Source organism: Geomicrobium sediminis, from assembly GCF_016908595.1.
GTDB lineage: Bacteria > Bacillota > Bacilli > Bacillales > Marinococcaceae > Geomicrobium_A > Geomicrobium_A sediminis.
Genome location: NZ_JAFBEC010000001.1, coordinates 218,305 through 239,011, shown reverse-complemented (window position 1 = coordinate 239,011; position 20,707 = coordinate 218,305). Strand labels below are relative to the sequence as shown.

21 protein-coding genes are annotated in these 20,707 nt (G+C 42.1%); 14 read left to right on the top strand and 7 right to left on the bottom strand.

Annotated features, from left to right (window positions below):
* Positions 1-59: 59 nt before the first annotated feature.
* On the bottom strand, positions 60-935 hold the full coding sequence (rbsK, locus tag JOD17_RS01290) for a ribokinase (RefSeq protein WP_204695359.1): 876 nt from the start codon (positions 933-935) through the stop codon (positions 60-62).
* A 127-nt stretch (positions 936-1,062) separates the two neighbouring features.
* Here rbsK and JOD17_RS01285 point away from each other — a divergent pair, with 127 nt between their 5' ends.
* From JOD17_RS01285 to JOD17_RS01260, 6 genes are all read left to right on the top strand, one after another.
* Entirely contained in the window at positions 1,063-1,479 is a 417-nt protein-coding gene (locus JOD17_RS01285; protein WP_204695358.1) for a hypothetical protein, read from the top strand.
* A 202-nt stretch (positions 1,480-1,681) separates the two neighbouring features.
* Positions 1,682-3,286 carry a sigma-54 interaction domain-containing protein gene (locus JOD17_RS01280; RefSeq protein ID WP_204695357.1) on the top strand — a complete coding sequence of 535 codons (1,605 nt, stop codon included), beginning with the start codon at positions 1,682-1,684 and terminating at the stop codon, positions 3,284-3,286.
* 193 nt (positions 3,287-3,479) lie between these two features.
* On the top strand, positions 3,480-4,520 hold the full coding sequence (locus tag JOD17_RS01275) for a DUF917 domain-containing protein (RefSeq protein ID WP_204695356.1): 1,041 nt from the start codon (positions 3,480-3,482) through the stop codon (positions 4,518-4,520).
* Between the two features lie 11 nt (positions 4,521-4,531).
* A complete protein-coding gene (locus JOD17_RS01270; RefSeq protein ID WP_204695355.1) occupies positions 4,532-5,920 on the top strand; it encodes a hydantoinase/oxoprolinase N-terminal domain-containing protein in 1,389 nt (462 codons plus the stop codon).
* A gap of 201 nt (positions 5,921-6,121) precedes the next feature.
* Positions 6,122-6,271, top strand: a complete 150-nt coding sequence (locus JOD17_RS01265; protein ID WP_204695354.1) for a hypothetical protein — start codon at positions 6,122-6,124, stop codon at positions 6,269-6,271.
* Between the two features lie 369 nt (positions 6,272-6,640).
* The gene (locus JOD17_RS01260) at positions 6,641-7,024 is read left to right on the top strand and encodes a c-type cytochrome (RefSeq protein WP_239575095.1); all 384 of its coding nucleotides are present in this window, start codon (positions 6,641-6,643) and stop codon (positions 7,022-7,024) included.
* A 38-nt stretch (positions 7,025-7,062) separates the two neighbouring features.
* Here the strand turns inward: JOD17_RS01260 and JOD17_RS01255 are convergent, their stop codons facing one another.
* Entirely contained in the window at positions 7,063-7,491 is a 429-nt protein-coding gene (locus JOD17_RS01255; protein WP_204695353.1) for a hypothetical protein, read from the bottom strand.
* Positions 7,492-7,761: 270 nt separating this feature from the next.
* Between JOD17_RS01255 and JOD17_RS01250 the strand changes: the two genes are divergently transcribed.
* Complete coding sequence (locus tag JOD17_RS01250; protein WP_204695352.1) at positions 7,762-8,694, top strand: nucleoside hydrolase; 933 nt, start codon at positions 7,762-7,764, stop codon at positions 8,692-8,694.
* 106 nt (positions 8,695-8,800) lie between these two features.
* Here JOD17_RS01250 and JOD17_RS01245 read toward each other — a convergent pair whose 3' ends face one another.
* Positions 8,801-10,141: an alkaline phosphatase gene (locus JOD17_RS01245; protein WP_204695351.1), complete on the bottom strand. Its 1,341-nt coding sequence runs from the start codon at positions 10,139-10,141 to the stop codon at positions 8,801-8,803.
* Between the two features lie 278 nt (positions 10,142-10,419).
* On the bottom strand, positions 10,420-11,058 hold the full coding sequence (locus tag JOD17_RS01240; RefSeq protein ID WP_204695350.1) for a FusB/FusC family EF-G-binding protein: 639 nt from the start codon (positions 11,056-11,058) through the stop codon (positions 10,420-10,422).
* Between the two features lie 120 nt (positions 11,059-11,178).
* Here JOD17_RS01240 and JOD17_RS01235 point away from each other — a divergent pair, with 120 nt between their 5' ends.
* Positions 11,179-12,582 carry an APC family permease gene (locus tag JOD17_RS01235; protein WP_169964555.1) on the top strand — a complete coding sequence of 468 codons (1,404 nt, stop codon included), beginning with the start codon at positions 11,179-11,181 and terminating at the stop codon, positions 12,580-12,582.
* Positions 12,583-12,618: 36 nt separating this feature from the next.
* Here the strand turns inward: JOD17_RS01235 and JOD17_RS01230 are convergent, their stop codons facing one another.
* On the bottom strand, positions 12,619-12,831 hold the full coding sequence (locus JOD17_RS01230) for a hypothetical protein (protein WP_204695349.1): 213 nt from the start codon (positions 12,829-12,831) through the stop codon (positions 12,619-12,621).
* 225 nt (positions 12,832-13,056) lie between these two features.
* On the opposite strand from JOD17_RS01230, the gene JOD17_RS01225 reads away from it, so the two are divergent.
* Together JOD17_RS01225 and JOD17_RS01220 are read left to right on the top strand one after the other, a co-directional pair.
* A complete protein-coding gene (locus JOD17_RS01225) occupies positions 13,057-13,959 on the top strand; it encodes a cation diffusion facilitator family transporter (RefSeq protein WP_204695348.1) in 903 nt (300 codons plus the stop codon).
* A gap of 69 nt (positions 13,960-14,028) precedes the next feature.
* The gene (locus tag JOD17_RS01220) at positions 14,029-14,352 is read left to right on the top strand and encodes a DUF3817 domain-containing protein (protein WP_204695347.1); all 324 of its coding nucleotides are present in this window, start codon (positions 14,029-14,031) and stop codon (positions 14,350-14,352) included.
* A 43-nt stretch (positions 14,353-14,395) separates the two neighbouring features.
* On the opposite strand, the gene JOD17_RS01215 is transcribed toward JOD17_RS01220, so the two are convergent.
* Positions 14,396-14,827 (bottom strand): Rrf2 family transcriptional regulator, encoded by a 432-nt coding sequence (locus tag JOD17_RS01215; protein ID WP_204695346.1) that lies wholly within the window; start codon positions 14,825-14,827, stop codon positions 14,396-14,398.
* Between the two features lie 169 nt (positions 14,828-14,996).
* On the opposite strand from JOD17_RS01215, the gene JOD17_RS01210 reads away from it, so the two are divergent.
* Positions 14,997-15,632 carry an NAD(P)-dependent oxidoreductase gene (locus JOD17_RS01210; protein WP_204695345.1) on the top strand — a complete coding sequence of 212 codons (636 nt, stop codon included), beginning with the start codon at positions 14,997-14,999 and terminating at the stop codon, positions 15,630-15,632.
* A 44-nt stretch (positions 15,633-15,676) separates the two neighbouring features.
* Here the strand turns inward: JOD17_RS01210 and JOD17_RS01205 are convergent, their stop codons facing one another.
* On the bottom strand, positions 15,677-17,485 hold the full coding sequence (locus JOD17_RS01205; RefSeq protein WP_204695344.1) for a UbiD family decarboxylase: 1,809 nt from the start codon (positions 17,483-17,485) through the stop codon (positions 15,677-15,679).
* Positions 17,486-17,683: 198 nt separating this feature from the next.
* Between JOD17_RS01205 and JOD17_RS01200 the strand changes: the two genes are divergently transcribed.
* From JOD17_RS01200 to JOD17_RS01190, 3 genes are read left to right on the top strand one after another with little or no spacing between them, the layout of a single operon-like run.
* Positions 17,684-18,826: a TRAP transporter substrate-binding protein gene (locus tag JOD17_RS01200; protein ID WP_204695343.1), complete on the top strand. Its 1,143-nt coding sequence runs from the start codon at positions 17,684-17,686 to the stop codon at positions 18,824-18,826.
* Positions 18,783-19,310, top strand: coding sequence for a TRAP transporter small permease subunit (locus JOD17_RS01195; protein ID WP_204695342.1), 528 nt, complete (start codon positions 18,783-18,785; stop codon positions 19,308-19,310). The genes JOD17_RS01200 and JOD17_RS01195 overlap by 44 nt, the downstream gene beginning before the upstream one ends.
* Before the next feature lie 2 nt (positions 19,311-19,312).
* On the top strand, positions 19,313-20,629 hold the full coding sequence (locus JOD17_RS01190; RefSeq protein ID WP_204695341.1) for a TRAP transporter large permease: 1,317 nt from the start codon (positions 19,313-19,315) through the stop codon (positions 20,627-20,629).
* Positions 20,630-20,707 lie beyond the last annotated feature (78 nt).

The following is a 20,707-nucleotide window of genomic DNA, read 5'->3' as shown; positions in this document are numbered from 1 at the left end:
GGGTAAGTGGATGAAAGAGAAAAAATCCTTAGTTTCCTGTTGATTTGTGGATGAAGTTGTTAAGAACTTAGTCTTTTGTGGACTTCTTCGCGTGTTGGCATGCCTTGTTGGGCTCCGTGTTTTTCGACGGATAATGAAGCGGCAGCATTCGCAAATTCTAACGCTTCATTTAGCGGTAGTTGATCGGTCAATGCAACGGCAAGCGCACCGTTAAACGTATCGCCAGCACCTGTTGAATCCACGGCCTCTGTATCAAACCCGGCAATTCGAACGACAGAATGACCGTTACAATACATCGCCCCGTTTTTTCCGAGCGTAACGATGACTTTGTTCGGGTAGTTTCGGACAGCCTCCTCGGGGCTCACACCGAATAGAATGTCACATTCTGTTTCGTTAGGGGTAATGTACGTTGCTTGTTCAAGTATGCGTGATGATAGTTGTACAGCCGGCGCAGGATTTAGAATGATATCCACATTTTCGTAATGAGCAATAGAAATCATCTCTTCTATAAAAGGAAGTGGTGTTTCCAATTGGAAGACGACGATTGTTGACTGTTTAATCACATCACGGAATGACTCCGCCTCTTCCCTGTTCCATGCGTAATTAGCACCAGGAGCGACAATAATTGAATTATCTTGGTTCGTCACGGTAATCATTGCGACGCCACTTTTGGCTTGATCTGTAACGTGTACATAAGACGAATGGATGCCTTCGTCTTTGAGCGTTTGTATTAAGGTATTGCCATACAAGTCGTCTCCTACTTTGCCGACCATCGTCACATTTCCCGCTAAGCGTGCAGCTGCAACCGCTTGATTCGCGCCTTTACCACCAGGAAAAGTAAAAAAATCATCTCCAAGGATGGTTTCACCGATGGCAGGAACGTTCTTTGTATGAACGACAAGATCCATATTAAGGCTTCCTACGACAGTAATCATTGTTCATGCCTCCGTTAAGTACTCGACCTTTTTGTCGACTGATTAGGTTTATTATATCCTTTTCATGTAACCAACTGAAAAGCCCACCCATACGATAGGATAACAACGTATGGGAGGCGAATTTCTTATGTCCAATTCTCGAATTATTAGTATTCCGTTCCCCGGTGGAGGAGGCTTTTTCCCACCCGGCCCACCGGGACCACCACCAGGTCCACCATGGCAACCGCCGGGACCACCGTGGCAACCGCCAGGCCCACCGGGACCACGAGGAGGGCCACCACCAAATCAAGGTGCACAGCCACCTTCTGCGCCGCCACCGAATTTTATACCGATGCAGTCTCAGGCGACGCCATTTGTTGACTCGGGTGCCATTTCATTTTGCCAATTCCGTTTTACGTACATTTGGCTAAGAAATGGGCAGAGTTTTTGGTACTATCCAATTTTTGTAGGGCAACGATCGGTTGCAGGGTTCCGTTGGAATGGACGTAACTGGGTGTTCTTTGGTATTAATACAAATCAAATTACATCTTTTTCTTGCCAGTAATCGTAGCGTAGTTAATGTGAGGCATTAAATCATCTTAAAAACACACAGACTTCGGTTTGTGTGTTTGTTTTTTACATAAGAAAGATGTAATTTGTAAACTTTTGTGTAGAACGTTATTCTTTTTAAAGAAATACAAGTATACTGGAATAGAGTAGAAATGAACAAGTGCGGATTGTAATGCGTTATTTAGGAGAGAGGTTTAATGAAGGCGAATGTTATGGACAATCTTATCAAAATGGTCGACTTAATTACCGAGCTTACGACTGCTCATTATTCGCAAGAACAGTTAGCGTCATTTGTGGACTGTCCAGTTTATCGAGAAGCAGAAGAGGGACGTACCGTTTTCTTAGAGGATCGCCCATCTTGCTTAAGAGAGCATTGCCTTTGCGATTCGACGTTCATTGTTAAAACGAATAAACAAGGAATGTTAGTCGCGAAAGGGAAACCAAAAAGGCTCGAAGAAGCGTTAGACTGCTTTATTGATGCCGGAGAATACTTAGGATTTCTTTATGATTATGAAAATCTAAAAGTTGAAAATCATAAATTGAAAAAAGAACTAAAGTTAATGATAAATGAAACGAATGAAGCCGTGATGGTTGTCAATCACGAAGGAAAAATTCAGAGTGCTTCGTTACCTAGTTGTCGCATTTTCCAAGAAACTGAATCTTCAATGATTAATAAATCGATTTGTCTCTGGTCGGAAGTCTTATGGGAAGAACTTGAGAAGGTTGAGTACTCAGGGAATATCCAGGTGAAAATTCATGATCATGACGTCCATGTGATCGTTCAGACTGTAATTGAAGGTGGAATTAAAGATCGTTACGTGTTGTACCTTCAAGTGAAAGATCGAAGCCAAGCACCGATTCATACGAACTATAGTTTCTCGAACATTATCGGAACTTCACTGGCTGTTGAGCGGACGAAACGATTGGCAGAGCGGGTGGCACCGAGTGAGACGACGATTTTACTTCGGGGAGAAAGTGGAACAGGTAAGGAAGTCTTTGCGCAGTCCATTCATTCCGCGAGCAGACGGAGTGACCAACCGTTTATTGCCATCAATTGTGCCGCAATTCCAGAGGCGCTGCTTGAGAGTGAATTGTTTGGGTATGATTCCGGGGCATTTACAGGTGCAAATCAAAAAGGAAAATTAGGCAAGTTTGAAGTGGCCAAAGGTGGTACGATCTTTCTTGATGAAGTGGGAGACATGCCGCTTTCATTACAAGCAAAGTTACTTCGGCTTCTTCAAGAACGGAAGTTTGAACGGGTTGGAGGAACGATGAGTATTGACGTTGATGTCCGAATCATTGCAGCAACGCATCAAGATTTAGATGTTCTCGTTCAACAAGGGAAGTTTCGACAAGACTTATTTTTCCGGTTAAATGTCATTCAACTCGTCATCCCGAGTTTAAGAGATCGAATTGATGACCTTCCATTATTAACAGAGAGTTTTCTTAAAGAATATTCATTAAGGCAAGGTGGACGTAGCAAGCACTTCACAGAAGAAGCGTGGCTATTGTTGCAACAATATGATTGGCCGGGGAACATTCGTGAGTTAAAGAACGTAATTGCCCATGCGACGCAAATTGAAGTTGGTGATCAATTAACTGTCGATAGCCTGCCAGTAGCGTTGCGAAAAGGGTACAAGAATGTTGTCGTAACCCCTACGCACGCCAGTGAAAAAGAACGGCTATTAGAGCTATTAGATCAATACGGGCGGCATACGGCAGCTAAAAAACAAATCGCTTATGAGTTAAATATGAGCTTGCCGACGCTTTACCGACGCTTGAAAAAGCATGGCATTAAATAAAGTGAGAAAACGTGAGAAAACATGATAATTCAAGAGATATATTGTTAAAATCAACCATATTCACTAATTTTAAGTTTATCATTATCAACTTAGATGGACATCTACGTCTGAGAAAATGTCCAAAACACAGGCTTAAGACTCATAAAACAATTGGCATGAATCTTGCTTATTACTATGTAGGGAGGACAGGGGAATGTGGAAGCTTTACAAAAGAGACATATCCGCTGTTGCCATAGGTGCAAAGTTTCTCGGTTGTGGGGGAGGAGGAGACCCATTTATCGTTGAAATGCTCATTAAATCTGTGATGAATGATGAGGAAAGTATTCAAGTCCTCGAATGGCAAGATCTCACAGATCAATGGATCGCACCGATTGCGATTATTGGCTCTCCAGAGTTTTATAGTGAACAATTACCTTCAGGAGATGAAGGTCGTTCATCACTAAAGTTGTATGAAGAGTATACAAGTACAGAGCCTCAAGCCTTAATTTCGTTAGAAATTGGTGGGCTAAATGGTATTAGTCCAATTTTGACAGCACTTAGAAGTCGTTTGCCAATCGTAGATGGTGATGGAATGGGCAGGGCATTCCCTAAACTAAAGATGAGTGTTTTAAACTTAGCGGTACCTTTAACGCCAGCAGCCGTGTATACACATAACTATCAAGAGGTCATAGATTTCGTTCCGAATGAGAAAGCGAGTGAATACTTGCACAGTGTCGTTCAGCAAAATGGTGGTTTTGCACATTTAACGAGTTATGTAGGAAATGCAAAAAAAATCTCAACAGCGATGATTCCGGGTACGTTAACCGTCGCAAAAGCGATTGGAGAGATTGTAGAGAAGCAAATTAGCGCTTCTGATAAACAAGAACAGCTACAGAAAATGTTTGGTAATTCGATTTATGGAAAGGTAGAGTGGATTCTTTCTGGCGTTATTGAACAGATCGAGCGTGATTTTTATGATGGTGTCGTTACAGGTAGATGCCTCGTTCTCGAGCACTCTGTTCAAGATTATCGAATGGTTACCATATTTTTTGAAAATGAATTTGTTTATGTTGCATCTGAACATGACCGGCTTGCGACAACGCCTGATTTAATTGTCGTATGTGAAATGGAGACGCTTAGGCCACTAATGGCTTCAACGATACAAAAAGGAACTGAAATTACGATTGCTAAGGTTGCATGTCCGTCGATTTTAAAAACGAAAAAAATGCGTAACCTTTACAAGCGTAATGACTAAAAGAGGTGCACATGAGACTAGGAATTGATGTTGGACGTTCGTATACAGACGCCGTATTAACGTCAGAGAATGGAAGGATCTTTGCCAGAACGAAAAGTACACGAGGTGAAGATTCAGTCGAGAATACGAGATTGGCACTATCAACTATTTTTGGACAAATCAAAGGTAACGAGGCCAGTATAAAAGGAATATTTGTATGTTCTTCACACATCGAGCAGGCGCTTAATGAAGTAGAGCGTTTAGCGAAAACGTACCTCGTACGTATTTCACCGATGCCATCAATTTTGCAGCCAGCAGTTGATTGGCCAGAGGACCTTCAAGATCACATTGTCGGTACGACTCATTTTTCTTCAACTGAAGACGATCAAGAATGGGAAGAACTGGTTGTAAAGATCAAAGAAAGCGACGCGCAATCGATTGCAGTCGTTGGAGTAAATTCACCAATGGATGCAGAATCCGAACGACGCCTCGGCGCAAAAATCACGGTAAAATTGCCTGATCTTGCGGTTAGTTTATCTCATCAATTCGGAAGCATTGGCTTTATTGAACGAGAGAACACAACGTTACTTAACGCGATGCTTAGACCAGCTACGGTACTTTCAAAAAACTTGTTACATGAAATTCTATCTGATTACGGTGTACAGGCACCGGTTTGGATTGCCAAACACGATGGAACGCTCATGACAGAGAGTGAGGCGCTCGGTTCGCCGATTAAGACGATCGCATCAAATCGTGCGATGGCTTTTCAAGGAGCAGGTGAGCTGGCTAGGTTAACGGACTATGTTGTCGTCAACGTAGGAGAGAATGAAGCAGGAGTTGCTGTCGTTAAGAATGGCAAAGTAGATGAATCATCATTAGCGATGCGCATTGATGGCATTCGAACGACGATTTCTTTACCTAGTTACGAACATGTAGAAGCAATACCTGAACGACTCAAGGAGTATGAACGATTAGATATAGAGAGACAAAAAATACAGCATCCTAATTATATAGATGATTTTCAATTGTTTTGTTCGAACGTTCGATCCGTTATTGAACGTGTGCAACCTCGTTACGATGAATTGCCGATTGTGCTTGTCGGAAGTCGGAGTGAAACATTATTCCCGCATTTAGAGTCTAGGTATGAAACGTGGTTACTCCCAGATGCATCCAATTATTCTTGTGCATACGGTCTTTGCTTTGCGATGGTAGGAAGTGAATCTGATGGAATCTATCATCTAAAAGATTCGTCAAAACAAGAGGTTATTGAGCGTGAAATGCGTAAGGCTGAGATTTGCTTAAATGAAAAAGCGAGATTTCTTATTCGTGATCAAGAAGTAGAAGAGTATCCGTTTTGTTATTTAGATGGAGAGATATCCCGGATTCGAGTGAGGATCAAAGGTTCATTACAACTAAACTAAGCGAGTGAAAGGGCATTTCCTTTTGCTCGCTTTTTGCATAGAACAAGAGAAGGTGTGATCTAAAGAAGCGTCACAATCAGACGTAATCTGCCAATCAATATAAAGAATTCATGACAAGACTAGTTGTTATTTGCACTAGATTTTGCGGAATACATAGAGTAGTAACTTCATAGCTTCTATATATAACAAGGAGTTAAGAAGGTGGATATTATGATAAAACAATGGAAATTAAAAATTGATCGCTACTTTGATCTGGAAGAAGATCGCTATGGACAAGCATGGATGTATGGTTTAGTAAGTGTAGGTGTCTTATTCTTGCTTTTTGTAACCGTGATGATCGTTATGGCTTAGTCTAGTAAGCCTAAATTAATAAGTTTTTTCTAAAAGCTCATTATTTCACGTTTAACAAGGGGAGTTCGGTGGTAAGGATAGAAATACACATAGACAATATACCTAATTGTAGAAGTGTGGTGAGTATGAGCCGAATGAATCGCATGATTCGTAGTGATCGAAGTGAAGGATTAAAGAAGACAGCAAGGCATCGAACGAAAAACGAACGAAGTAAACATCGTGTTAATCATAAGAACTAGACCAACGAAACAGAACGTTGGTTTTTTTTGTTGTAGTTAATTAAAACATTCGTTTAAAGAAATGCGGAATGTGGTAAATACAATGGGAGTGATACTTATTTAATTTATGGAATACAGGAGGAGGGACCTTATGAAGAAGTGGCTTATCGTGTTCAGTGCAGCAGCGTTTATGCTTGCTGGATGTAATGAAGATGCAGGTGACGTTCAAGAGCCTGTTGGGGACTCATTTGAAGATAGTGGTGGTCCATCAAGCGCAAGTGAAGAAGGAGAAGACGGTGAAGGTAGTGAAGGTGAAACCGTTGACTCTGGTGAAGGTGCTTCTTTGTATGAAGAGAACTGTTTAAGCTGTCATGGTCAAGATATGCAAGGTGAATCTGGTCCAGGAATTGCTGGAATGGGCGAAGACGAAGTGATCAATGCCATTGCAGAAGGACCGGGTAGTATGCCTGAGAACCTCGTTGAGGGCGAAGATGCTGAAGCCGTTGCGGCATACGTAGCGGAAGGCGGAGAATAAATAGAAAGCTTTCGCAAAAGGGTTGCGAAAGCTTTTTTTTAATGTGTACGCATCGGAATTCGTTCAAAGATTCGGTAGGAAACAACATATTTAGAATTAACTAAACAATTCGGCGATAACGGAATAAATCCTTCACGGCGTTCTGAAAGAAGCTGGCGCAACATGTTCGCTGTATTCTCTTGGGTGTTCTTACTATGATAAAGCACTTCTTCATTGCTAATCATCTTAAATGTGACATCGCTCTTCACATGGTCACTCGGCTCATAGAGCACGCCGCTTTCATAGATTTCAATATGGGTGACTTGATCTTTATCAAGGTATAAGGTTTCGTCTAATTCGATAAAACGGTCAGTTGTATCTAGCCATTCTTTTGCAATTGCAGAAGCTGTAAAAATTGATTCCGCTTGAATAAGATGACCAATGGAATGACCTGAAGTCATATAGTAATTCACTTCATAACTGTTCATTGCAACCCCCTAAGTAAAACCTATAAAAAAGAAAAACGAATTAATTTATCTCGCTTACGAGACTTTATAACAAATAATAGCATGAAAGTAGTTTCATGATCCTGATTCTTTTCTACTGATTTTGTTGTGCGTTGTCACTTTGTTTCATCCTTAAGTATGTAAAAACAATAGATAAGCTCATTAGTCGTATACAGTATTGTAATGAAAAGTAAACGCTACCATGTTGCATGGTAGAATAAATAGGAACGAGATCGAGAAAGTGGGGTTCCTATGAAGAAAAAAGTAATCTTAGATTGCGATCCTGGACATGATGATGCAATTGCAATCTTTTTAGCTGCTGGAAGTGATGCGATTGATTTACTGGCCATTACGACGGTAAGTGGTAATGCTAGAATTGAGTATACGACAAGAAACGCACTCGTTGCTTGTGAACTAGCTGAACTTGACGACGTTCCTGTGGCAGCAGGAGCAAGTGAGCCGCTCGTCCGAGAACAAGTCATATCGGTAGATATCCACGGAACATCAGGAATGGATGGTCCAGACGTTCGACCACCTAAAAAGCAAGCGATAGAACACCATGCGGTCGATTACCTCATCGATACGATTCACCGTGAAAAAGAGAAGGTTACACTCGTCGCAACAGGTCCGTTAACGAATGTCGCCCAAGCGATCAAGAAGGATCGGTCGATCGTTGAGAAATTGGAAGAGATCGTGATCATGGGTGGAGGATCATTTGGCAACAAAACACCTGCTGCAGAATTTAATATCTATGTCGATGCCGAAGCTGCTAAGGTTGTTTTTGAAAGTGGTGCGAAGCTGACGATGGTTGGTTTAGATCTTACTCATCAAGCGTTGGCGCAAGACCGAGAAATTGTTGCAATCGAAAACATTGATGGAGAAGTAGCGACATTTACTGTGGAATTATTGAAGTTTTTCCGTTCAACCTATCTAGATGTGTTTGAGATTGACGGGGGACCGATCCATGATGCATGTTGCATTGCATACTGCATCAATCCAGAAGTGTTCACGACGAAGCACCTTCATGTAGATATTGAAGTGAAAGCTGAACATACATACGGGATGACGGTCATTGATTATCATCATGTGTTAGAAAAAGAACCAAATGCACACGTAGCAATGGAACTGAATCAAGACATATTCTGGGATATGCTTTATTCCTCACTAAGAAACTTAAACAAATAGAATCGTCGACGGTTTTGTAAGCGGCTGTTGTGACTACGCCTTCGTCACAACAGCCGCTTTTTCTAACACATCGTTTCAATACAAGAATACAAGAATAAAAGCGTTGCTATTCGTCACGTTTCTCGGATTGAAGTTGTAGAAGTTCACGCATCTTTGCTGGGATCTCAGTGTTATCCTGCGTTGTAGCAAACTGAGAAGCGCCGGGACCGTAACTATACAAAGGGACATTTGCGGCTTCATGAGCGTGAGTCGTCCAACCAATCGCTGCTCGTTCACTGATGAGGGTAGCGATTTCTTTATGCATCGTATCAGCTTGTTCCACGCGTTCAACTTCGTCCTCTGTGACATCTTCAATTCCTGCGTATTCTTCTAGCACTTCTTGAACATCCATTTTCTCTTTTTTAATGTAATCTTCTAATGCATCTACAGAACGTGTGACGTTTTGAATAACTTCAGGATAGAAATGATAGTCGTTATCATAACCAAGAGCCATACCGCCAGTGCTATGATCAGCTGTCACGACAATAAGTGTATTCTCATCTTGTTCAGCGAAGTCATAAGCAACCTGAACCGCTCGATCAAATGCGAGCGTTTCTTGAATCATATCTGCTGGAGAATTGTCATGACCCGCATGATCAATTCGGCCACCTTCAACGACTAAAAAGAAGCCATCTTCCGTTTTATTAAGCTGCTCGATTGCGACTTCGGTCATCAATTCCAGCGAGGGCTCTTTTGTATCTTCTCGGTCAAGTTCAAAGGAGAGATGGCTATCATGAAACAAACCTAATACTTTATCCGTCCCGTCAATCCGTTCCAAGTCATCGATGTCTTCAATGAACTCGTAGCCAAGTTGGTTTGCTTCGGCGATTAAGTCTCGATCATCGTCGCGGTCGTCAAAATAGGTTCGCCCACCGCCAAATAAGACATCAGTCTCGTCATCGAGCAATTGTGGTGCAATGTCTTCTTCGCTTTTTCGACGATCAATGTGGGCTGTGAATGCGGCAGGTGTTGCATGTGTAAGACGTGCAGTAGTGACTATTCCAGTTGCTTTGCCATTCGATTTAGCTTCTGTAAAAATGGACGACACCTCTTCATAAGTTCCTTCTTCGGTTGGTGCTTTGCCGATGACACCATTATCCGTTTTATAACCAGTAGCGAGTGCCGTTCCTGCTGCTGCAGAGTCGGTGACAAGGTGGTCGTTGGAATGAGTTCGAACGAGACCGATAGAAGGAAATTGATCGACAGCAAGCTCACCGTAGTCACTACCATCACCGAGCGTATACGAAGCAGCGGTTAATTGATCTGTCCCCATCCCGTCTCCGATCATAAGAATAATGTTATCAACCGTTTCTGTTTCTTGATCCTCGGTTTGAAAGAACGATAATCCGATGATGGAACTTACGATGAATGCCAATGAAGCTACTGCTTTTATGAGTGAAAATCGCAAAGCAACCACCTCCACGATGAACTAGAATCTCCATTATGAAATGAATGTAGCATGAGAATTGCATGAGAAGCGTGTTAAAAATAACTTTGTTTAGCTTATGCAAAGGGGTGGGAAGTCTATCCTGTTGACGGTTTTTGAAGAAGGTTACAAATGATAAGTGTGTGGGGATTTAAGGGGTTTTTATTCTTAATGGGGGAGAGATCCCATCAAACAACTGTTTACGGAGGAATTTCAAACGAAAAAACGAGGAGGACTCCCCTCGTTTCTCAAACGCTTGATTACTTTGTCATCTTCGAAATGAACGTGTACAAATGGTCAAGTACACGAATGTTCTCGTTGCATTGGCGCGTGTCGGAACAGACGTATTGAGAATACGACGTGTAGTTTCCTTCATCACCACGTTCTTTGTACGAAGTGGTGAATTGTCGTGTTGCTGCATGGTGGTTACAAATTGAACAGACCCCGTGCACAGTTCGAGTATGTAAACGACCTTCGATTCCCACGTGTTTATGATCAACATAGGCAATAATATAGCGTTTTTGCTGCCCTGTGTCGTCCCAGCTAATGTAGGAAGAGAATTTTCGTTCTGACTCTTGGATGGACATGCGACCTAACTTTGCTTTTGGAAATAATTGCGTGATTTGTGTGTTGTTAATCGCAGGGAAAGGAATGATCAGCGATGCTATCTGGTCCAGAAACAGTTGTGCATCACCTTCATCGTTTAGTTGAGCAGTAAGCGTAATTAACTTATTTTGTTCATTGGATAACATAACAAACTGTTCAGCAATTTGCTCAATCGCAAGGGATTGGACAGCTTCAAGTACATCGTCATCGTTTAAGGTTGCTTGATTGTAGACAAGCTTATTCACTTGGTATTTCCATTCGTTGTACTGATCGTTGCGAATGAAGGCTTCCATATACATACGTCCTTTCTAGAACTCGAGGCGAGTATAACGCATTTTTTATGTAGATGTACAACAAATAATCATGCAAATTATTTGGAATATTTATTATACTGATAAAAAGGAGGCAAGATTATGGAAGAAAAGCAAAAACTAAAAAAAGTATTGAGCAAGACGGATGCCATTGTATTATCATTCGGTGCAATGATCGGTTGGGGATGGGTTGTCCTTTCTGGTGGCTGGGTTACTGATGCTGGAGTAATCGGAGCGATGCTTGCATTCTTAATCGGTGGAGTGCTCGTGCTTTGTGTAGGTTTTACATATTCAGAGCTGGCGTCATCCATGCCTAAAGTCGGTGGTGAGCATTCATATGCGCTACGCGGAATTGGTCCTCGGGGTTCATTTATCGCTTCATGGGCGATTGCGCTCGGGTACGTATCAGTTGTAGCTTTCGAAGCTGTTGCCTTACCTAACGTTGTTGAGTACTTGTTCCCGAACTACAAAGTTGGTTACATGTATAGTGTGACAGGATACGATGTGTACTTTACTTGGGTATTAGTCGGTGTTGCAGGTTCATTGTTTATCGCCTGGATCAATTATATCGGAATTAAATTCGCTTCATTCGTCCAGATGATTCTCACGCTAATGATTGTGCTCGTTGGTTTATTGTTAATTTTTGGGGGAGCTGTCAATGGGGACATTGCAAATGCAGATCCATTGTGGGTGACGAGTACGACGGGACTATTGGCGGTTATGATTATGACGCCATTCCTTTTTGTCGGCTTCGATGTAATCCCTCAAGCAGCTGAAGAGATGAACGTAAAACCTCGTTCGATTGGAAAGCTACTTATAGCATCTTTGATTTGTGCGATTGTGTTTTACTTAGCGGTTATCTATGCGGTGGGATTCGGTCTAGGTTCAGCAGAACGGGAGCAATCGGTGTTGCCGACTGCAGATGCAATGGTCAACCTGTTTGGCGGTGAGATATTCGGAACCATTCTTGTTTTAGGTGGGATCGCAGGAATCTTGACGAGCTGGAATGCCTTTATTATTGGGGGAAGTCGAATCATCTTTGCGATGGCGGATACGAAGATGCTGCCCCAATGGTTTGCAAAAGTTCACCCGAAATACGGTACGCCATCCAATGCTATTTGGTTTATCGGCATACTGTCGGCGGTCAGTCCATTCTTCGGTGCACCGATGCTCGGTTGGCTTGTCGATGCAGGCGGTCTGACAATCGTCGTTGCGTATTTAATGGTTGCGGTATCGTTTTTATTCTTACGTAAAAATGAACCTGCGATGGTTCGTCCATTTAAAGCGGGTCGTTCTTCAATCTTCGGTTGGCTGGCACTCGTCATGAGTATTTTCTTCGCTGTTCAATATCTACCAGGAATGCCTGCTGGTCTTGGGTGGCATGAATGGGTCATTTTACTAGGTTGGTGGATAATCGGGGCATACTTTGCAATTACTCGTTACAATCAATACAAAACACTGACGTATGAAGATGATATTCATGATTTGGATGAGCGAATTAGTTAATCGTATTGCAAAAAGCATGAGGAATCATTCAATTCCTCATGCTTTTTTTCGTTGTAAGCGAGCATTTTTTCGTTTGAAATTGTAAGCAATCCCAACCATCATTGCAAATAGAAGCAGAACGAGTGTAATCATGTTGAAGTTCCCTGATCCTATGAACGTTAACGTTGAGAACAAGAGACTGACGAAGATGATGAGCAATAAGGTTATGACATATACAGTTAATGGGATGTTAAGTAGAATCGTTTTCACCTTCTCACCTCCTAAAACAGTAATGTTCATTGTATCATCTGTAATTGCAAAATATCTTTCATATTTAAACTAGTTTGTTCAATGTTTAACAAACTTTAGACAAAGGGTAGAAAATCTGCTATAATGATTGATATTCAGTCACCTTGGGCGCTGACCGCTTGGGGTGGCTCTATTTATTCACAAAAAATGACTGATATTCAGTCATGAGAAATAGAGGTAGAAACAATGAATAGGGATACAACCTCAAAAATATTACTTCTTTCCGCTTCCACAGCTTTTGTATTTGCGGTTGTAGGAATTATTTGGGGAATCATCAGTGCATCACAAATGATTCTTTTTGATGGCATCTATTCAATAATTAGTTTGTTCATGTCACTAATCGCATTAATTGCATCGCAATACGTGCGAAAAGAGGATACAAAAAGGTTTCCTTTCGGTAAAGCTTCGATCGAACCGATGGTCGTCATTATACAAGCAATCGTGATTAGCGTTCTTTGTGTTGCTGCAGTGTCTTCATCGATTATGGCATTGGCTAGTGGTGGACGAGATGTGGCACTCGGGAGTGCACTTTTATATGGAATCTTCTCTCTTGTCGTCTGTTTTGTCATTCAACAAGTGATGAGAAGAAATCGACACCACTCTGAATTTATAAAGGCAGAATCAGCACAATGGTTGATGGATACGTTATTAAGTCTCGCTGTTGTGGTCGGTTTTATTAGTGCAATCTTTTTGCAAAACACAAGCCTTAGTTGGTTTGTTCCTTATATTGATCCGATTATGGTATTGCTTGCAGGTGTCTATTTCATGACGGTTCCTATTTCTTTAATTCGAAGAAATGGTCGAGAACTGCTTCACATGTCCTCTGACGCCAAGACGGATCAACAAGTGAAGAACGTAGTCACGGAACTTGAAGCCATGTATGACATTAAAGAGACCCACATCCGTTCTTCAAAAGTAGGCAGAACGCTTTATATTGATTTTCACTTCTTACTTGATGATCAGTCGAAAATTACGTGTGTCGACGATATTGATCAGTTCCGGGAGCAACTGTATGATCGGTTGTCGAATGTAAAGCAAACGAAATGGATGAACATTAACTTCACGAAGCAAAAAAAGTGGGCATTATAAAAAGGTTCACGGAATTGTCCTCTCTCTCGGCAAATGAAATCTAGTAAAGTGAATAGGGAGGGGGCGTATATGAAAAACTTCCAGCTTAAATGGTTTCGCAGAGTAGGATTGGTCGAGGGATTGTCACTCATTACGTTATTATTTATTGCCATGCCACTTAAATATATGTTCGGCGTTGACCAAGCAGTCTCTATTGTCGGGATGGCGCACGGTGTACTGTTCTTGCTCTACATGGCGTTTGTATTTCTTGTCACACTTACAGTGCGTTGGTCTCTTAAGTGGTTTCTCGGGGCAAGCGTGGTCGCAATTATCCCGTTTGGGAACTTCGTGTTCGATGCCAAATTAAAAAAAGCAGACTTTGCACAACCAGAATCGGTTGTAGAAAAAGTATAGAAAAAACAGCCCTTGGGCTGTTTTTTTGTGTCTATCGTGAGATCTATGAATGTACGTCTTTTCTTATGTCGTTGATCACATCTTTAATCGTCATCGTTTTTAGTTCGTCTTCCATCGCTTGTTGAGCCCGGTGGAAATAATGCTCCACAGATCCTTGGATGTTTTGACCAACAATACAGTTTGGATTAGGGTTGTTGTGAACACTAAATAGCTCATTATCTTTTACCACATGCACCGCATGGTACACATCAAGTAAAGTAATGTCTGCGTAATCTCGAGCGAACTGAATTCCTGCAACTCCAGGTTGGACGGTGATGAGGTCAGCTTTTTTTAGCATTCCCATAATCTTACGAATAACAGCTGCATTTGTATTGACGCTTTCTGCAATGGATTCAGATGTATTGACGGTATTCTTATTTAGTTCAATGAGAGACAAAATGTGTATTCCTACGGAGAATCTACTACTAATTGACATAAAGTCACCTGCTTTCAAGACAAATGCTTATCGTAAAGTAGTTCCTATTATAGCGCAGAAAAAGGCAAGATGCTTCTTGTTAATAAATACAAGTTGACGAATCACTAACATGTAACTATTATGAATACATGTAATGATAATGATTACAAGTTGTGAAGGAGTCGATCAAATGAAAGTGGCGATCATCGGAGCAAGTGGTAAAGCTGGACGTTTAATTATGAAAGAAGCATTAAAACGAGGTCATGAAATTATGGCAGTTGTTAGAGATCGTTCTAAAGTAAAAGAAAATGTAGTCATTCTTGAAAAGGACGTATTTGAACTTACGTCTAATGACTTGGAACCATTTGACGTTGTCGTTAGCGCATATGGTGCGGCGTTCGGTGAAGAAGACAAGTATGTTCAAGTCGGTAAAGCTCTGGTTGAAGCGCTAGCTGGAACAACAGCACGATTTATCGTTGTTGGAGGGGCAGGGAGCTTGTATGTGGATGAGCAAAAAACAACGCAACTTATGGAAACAGCAGAATTCCCTGAATTTGCGTTAGCTACGGCTAAAGGACAAAATGAAAACTTGGACGTTTTACAAAACACAACAAACGTCACGTGGACATTTATCAGCCCAGCCGCTTTCTTTGACCCAGATGGAAAGAAAACAGGTGCCTATGAAAAAGGTGGCGACATACTCATCGTAAATTCGACAGGCGAGAGCTACATTAGCTATGAAGATTATGCGATTGCAGTCGTCGATGAAATTGAACAAGAGAAGCACGTGAACGAACGCTTTGCGGTCGTTGGTGAAAAAGCGTAATCATAATAAAGCCCAGTTCCTAAACTTAGGAACTGGGCTTTATATTAGTTCGTTGTTAACGGAAAGTAGCGATCAATCTTCTCATTGATCGACTCGTCTTCAATGAGTGGCGGTGCATGATGAGGCTTTAGACGGGCATCGATAATGACGTTGTCACAACCCCAATGTTTGTGCTTCGTGAAACTATTGATTCCGTGCATGTCGTGAGAAGGATTACTTCTCGTAAATGTGACCCATAAAAAGTTTGAGAGTGTTTCGCTTACGAATGAACTGTCATCAGCAACGACAATCAGTGGGCACTCATCTAAGTCTTGATGATTTGCTAATTGATTTGTAACACGTTCAATCTGCTTCTCCGCTTCCTCTTCATTAACATAGTCACCGAGTTCAATGCTCACAACCCCTGGAATGACGAGTTGTGGATTGTGGATATCTTTGTTTTCTTTTAAAGATTTCGGGACCTCTGTGGATAAGTCGCGCAATTTATCCCCATAGGCGGCAAAGATAACTTTGCTTCCGCTATTAAGACCTGTGCCTGAATAATCGAGCGTATCAATGGTTGTATTCGTTTGGAAATGCAAATCACGGGATAAGTCAATTCGTTCGAGCACGTACTGCATGAATTTTGCTTCATCGTGCGTACTAATGTCATCATCTGCCGTAATAAATAAATACTTCGCTAAGCTAAGCTGACCAAATCCGAGAATACGGTTAGCGATTGTTAGCAGTTCCATCGGTTTTTTGACCGGTTGGAATGGTGTATAGCGCTCACTTCCAATCGCAAATAAAAGGGGATGAACACCTGCAGCATCAACCGCATGGACTTCTTTTACACCAGGGAGTTCTTGTTTTACAGCGTCGCCAGTTAATTCATGAATCACGTCACCGAAGCTTGTATCTTCTTGTGGAGGACGTCCGACGACAGTAAACGGGTAGATTGCGTCTTTTCGTGCGTACACTTTGTGCACGTGCATCACTGGAAATTCATGCGTCAAGCTATAATAACCAAGGTGGTCGCCAAACGGGCCTTCGGGTTTCGTGTCATCAGGGTAAATCTCACCTGTAATGACAAAGTCAGCGTCGTGGCTAATCATAAACCCGTCTTCATAACTATGGCGAAAACGTCGGCCAGACAAGAGACCTGCAAATAGCATTTCACTTAAACCTTCAGGGAGAGGCATAACCGCAGCGACCGTGTGTGCAGGGGGGCCTCCGACGAAAATACTTACTTTTAGCGGTTCGCCCTTTTTAACTGCTTTGGCTTGGTGAACGCCAATTCCACGATGGATCTGATAATGAAGGCCGACTTCTTTGTTAGGCACGTACTCATTCCCGTTAAGCTGGACACGGTACATGCCAACGTTTGCGTTCATGATCCCAGGCTTGTCCGGGTCTTCAGAGTACACTTGTGGAAGTGTAATAAACGCTCCACCATCATCTGGCCACGACTTAATCATCGGCAAGTCAGATAGAGAAACTTCTTCTAATTTGGAATGTTTCACACTCGGCAAACGCATTGGCAATGCTTTGACGGCAGAGACGCCTGTTGTTGCGTTTTTGAATGGATGCTTCAGAGCGCTCATCGGATCGTCTCGCATCGCGATTACATCGTTCACACCATCCCACGTTTTTCGGAAAAGAAACTTTGTTCTCTCCACGGAACCGTACAAGTTTGCGACGGCGCGGTACTTAGAGCCTTTTACATTTTCAAAGAGGATGGCAGGACCATTTTCTTCGTACGCTCTTCGTTGAATGGCAGCCATCTCTAAATCAGGATCGACTTCTTCTTTTATACGTAGTAAATCACCGTTTTTTTCTAAATCTAGCAATGCTTCTTCAAGGGTATGATACATCGTCTTTTCAGCCTCTCTATGAAGAAATTGAACACTACAATCATATCACGAGTCAGTAGGAGTGGTCATGATCAACACAAGTTAGGAAAGTAAAACTTTAAATAATTAAAATAATTTGACATTTGAATATACATTCAGTAATATAATGGAAATGCAAAAAATGAAAGCGATTACAAAATAAAAGAAGGTGGGGATCGTTTGCGCTGGTTGTTAGTAAGTGTAGTCGTTTGCAGTCTAGTGCTGACCGGGTGTAGCTCAACAGTAGCATCAGAAGAAGAGGGAGGCGAAGAGACGTACCACCTCGTATTAAATTCTTCGCAACACCCTCCGTATTTTGATTGGGAGCCAAAGTATTATGCGGTTGAGGAGTTTACACAACTAGTTGAAGAACGTACGAACAATCAAGTGACGTTTGATATTTATTATAGCAATCAATTGGCGGGTCAAAGGGAATCTGCGGACGCGCTTGCAAGAGGAACGTATGACATGCAAGAAGTGAATGGGGCGTTTTGGACGGAGCGGATTCCTGAGCTATACGTCGTTTCGTTAATGTTTTGGAATTATGGTGAAGAGCACACGTTGCATATGATGCGTAATACAGAGTTCGGAGAACTCTATGAACAATCATTAGAGGACTACGGAATTAAGCTGATGCACTTTTGGCCAGCGAGTGTGACTGGTTATATGTCTTCAACGCCACTCGCTTCCATGTCTGATATGAACGGGCTGATTATGAATCAAACGAGTAATCTAGCTATGGATTACCATCAACAGGTAGGTGCTGGGATTGCGACCATGCCAACGGTTGAGCAGTATGAAGGGTTAATGCGAGGAACGCTCGATGCGATCCAATTCCCATTCTATTCGTTGGAAACGTATCGTTACGTAGAAGTCGTTGACTATATTTCGTTACCGACGTTAAATCCTGCAATCTCGATGGTAACGATCAATCAAGATTCGTGGGATGAACTGCCCGAAGACATTCAAGAGATTATGATTGAAACGTCACAAGAAGTCGAAATGAAAGCTGCTGAAGCATCTAAAGCAATGACGGAGCGTGCGTTTGAATTTGCGAATGAGAATGATGTTACGTGTGTAGCTATGGATCGTGAAGATTTTGAGAGTATGCGTAGTGCAGTCAAAACGCATTTGTGGGGGAAGTACGCGTCGATTAATGAACGGACAGAACGAATGGTAGAAGTGTTAGAGGAAGAAACCGAACGTTGGTTAGAAGCAAATCCAGAATTCAAACAGTATTTCGATCCATACTTAACGGATTATTCTGGAGGTGAAGAAGATGAGCATAATCATTCAGATGATGAAAGCAATCACTATTGTTAATAAATCGATGCCGTGGTTCATTGGCTCTTTAATCGCTGTTGTTAGTTTCTTGCTTGCCTTAGATGTTGTGCTGAGATACTTCTTTAGTGCGCCAACGGTATGGGCCTTTGATTTATCCACATGGTCAACGGGTGTTGTCGCATTTTTACTCGGTGGGTACGCGCTTGCTAAGGGGCACCACGTCAGAGTGGATATCCTCTTTGAGCGTTTTTCTGAACGAACGAAAAGCATCGTCGACGTCATCGGTGGGATGTTTCTGCTCTTAATTGCAAGTACGTTAGTCGTTGTCGGTTTCTCGTACGTTATTCATTATTTCCAGATTGGTGCAACATCATCAGGTGGGATGGAAATGCCTCTTTGGGTTCAATGGTTGATCGTTCCGATTGGTGGTCTTTTAATCGGATTGCAAGGACTTGTGAAATTGATCAATGACATTGCGATGATCACGAGAGGCAAGCCTTTGTATGTGACAGAGGAGGAATAACGATGGAGATTTGGATCATTGCATTACTATTGTTTCTGTCGTTGTTAACGTTCCTTCTCCTTGGTGTTCACGTCGCCTTTGCTCTTGGTGGCATCTCAATTCTATTCGGTTTGATTTTTTGGAATGGGTTGCCGAGTTTAGACGGCTTTGTACTTGGAACGTATGAACGGACGACACAAGCGATATTAACAGCACTACCGTTGTACATTTTTATGGCTGCGGTGCTCATGTATAGCGACTTGGCAGATGATATGTACGAAGCAATTTATCGTTGGTTTGGCGGGGTGAAAGGAGGATTGGCAGCAGGGACGTCTATTGTAGCTGCGGTTTTTGCATCGATGGTTGGTGTCGCTTCAGTCGCTACAGCAGCGGTTGGAATGGTCGCTAGACCCTCAATGTTAAAGCGTAAATACGATGACCAGCTTACGTTAGGTGTTATAATGGCTGGAGGTGTACTAGGTGCGTTAATTCCACCGAGCATCGTCATGATTGTCTATGCTGCTGAAGCGAGTGTTTCGGCGGGTGCATTGTTTATGGCAGGTATTGTACCGGGGATTATGGCTTGTTTGCTTTTTATCGTGTATTCACTCATTCTCTGTTACTTCCGACCTGAGAAAGGCCCGAGTGTTGAAGTAGATATGCGATATACGTTAAGAGAGAAATTCCAATCGTTAAAATCAATTGTTTTACCTGGTTTGGTCATTTTACTCGCTCTTGGATCCATTTACTTAGGGGTGGCGACACCTACTGAAGCAGGTGCAGTTGGCGCTGTAGGAGCTGTCTTTGCTGCAGGCGTACGGAAAAAGCTCACCTTTGTAAATATCAAACAGATCTTTATGATGACCGCAAAGCTTTGTGGAATTGTGTTTTGGATTCTGATCGGAGCAGTGGCTTATGCTCGTATTGTAACGGTGACCGGTACAGGAGAATGGTTAGGGAGTATGATTACTGACGCGGGACTCAATCGCTGGGTCGTACTCATCCTTATATTACTCTTCTTCTTAGTGTTGGGGATGTTTATTGATACGGTTGCGGTCTTACTGATCACTGCACCACTCTTTCTACCTGTTTTAGGTGCTTTTGACTTTAATATGGTCTGGTTTGGTATTCTGTTTACAATAGCAGTATGCATCGGGAATTTAACGCCACCATTTGGGATTAGTATTTTCATTATGAAAGGTGTCGCACCAGATATTAGAACGTCGACACTATATCGTGCCGTATGGCCATTTGTTTTTATTTTATTGTTCTGTATGATTCTCGTCTTGTTGTTCCCTGAAATTGCCATGTTTGTGCCTACACAAATGCTCGGACAATAAGTTGAATTTTCTAAAACTTAACTTGACATTCAAAAAGTAAACATTTAGAATTCTAACTAATTATAAGCTCATTTTGCT

Excerpts from the sequence above, each read along its gene's own strand:
- JOD17_RS01220 (WP_204695347.1), top strand. The coding sequence starts at position 14,029 with ATGAAAAACTTCCAGCTTAAATGGTTTCGCAGAGTAGGATTGGTCGAG.
- JOD17_RS01210 (WP_204695345.1), top strand. The coding sequence starts at position 14,997 with ATGAAAGTGGCGATCATCGGAGCAAGTGGTAAAGCTGGACGTTTAATT.
- JOD17_RS01215 (WP_204695346.1), bottom strand. The coding sequence starts at position 14,827 with ATGTCAATTAGTAGTAGATTCTCCGTAGGAATACACATTTTGTCTCTC.
- rbsK (WP_204695359.1), bottom strand. The coding sequence starts at position 935 with ATGATTACTGTCGTAGGAAGCCTTAATATGGATCTTGTCGTTCATACA.
- JOD17_RS01250 (WP_204695352.1), top strand. The coding sequence starts at position 7,762 with ATGAAGAAAAAAGTAATCTTAGATTGCGATCCTGGACATGATGATGCA.
- JOD17_RS01190 (WP_204695341.1), top strand. The coding sequence starts at position 19,313 with ATGGAGATTTGGATCATTGCATTACTATTGTTTCTGTCGTTGTTAACG.
- JOD17_RS01225 (WP_204695348.1), top strand. The coding sequence starts at position 13,057 with ATGAATAGGGATACAACCTCAAAAATATTACTTCTTTCCGCTTCCACA.
- JOD17_RS01275 (WP_204695356.1), top strand. The coding sequence starts at position 3,480 with ATGTGGAAGCTTTACAAAAGAGACATATCCGCTGTTGCCATAGGTGCA.
- JOD17_RS01270 (WP_204695355.1), top strand. The coding sequence starts at position 4,532 with ATGAGACTAGGAATTGATGTTGGACGTTCGTATACAGACGCCGTATTA.
- JOD17_RS01205 (WP_204695344.1), bottom strand. The coding sequence starts at position 17,485 with ATGTATCATACCCTTGAAGAAGCATTGCTAGATTTAGAAAAAAACGGT.
- JOD17_RS01280 (WP_204695357.1), top strand. The coding sequence starts at position 1,682 with ATGAAGGCGAATGTTATGGACAATCTTATCAAAATGGTCGACTTAATT.
- JOD17_RS01285 (WP_204695358.1), top strand. The coding sequence starts at position 1,063 with ATGTCCAATTCTCGAATTATTAGTATTCCGTTCCCCGGTGGAGGAGGC.
- JOD17_RS01235 (WP_169964555.1), top strand. The coding sequence starts at position 11,179 with ATGGAAGAAAAGCAAAAACTAAAAAAAGTATTGAGCAAGACGGATGCC.
- JOD17_RS01260 (WP_239575095.1), top strand. The coding sequence starts at position 6,641 with ATGAAGAAGTGGCTTATCGTGTTCAGTGCAGCAGCGTTTATGCTTGCT.
- JOD17_RS01240 (WP_204695350.1), bottom strand. The coding sequence starts at position 11,058 with ATGGAAGCCTTCATTCGCAACGATCAGTACAACGAATGGAAATACCAA.
- JOD17_RS01195 (WP_204695342.1), top strand. The coding sequence starts at position 18,783 with ATGAGCATAATCATTCAGATGATGAAAGCAATCACTATTGTTAATAAA.
- JOD17_RS01255 (WP_204695353.1), bottom strand. The coding sequence starts at position 7,491 with ATGAACAGTTATGAAGTGAATTACTATATGACTTCAGGTCATTCCATT.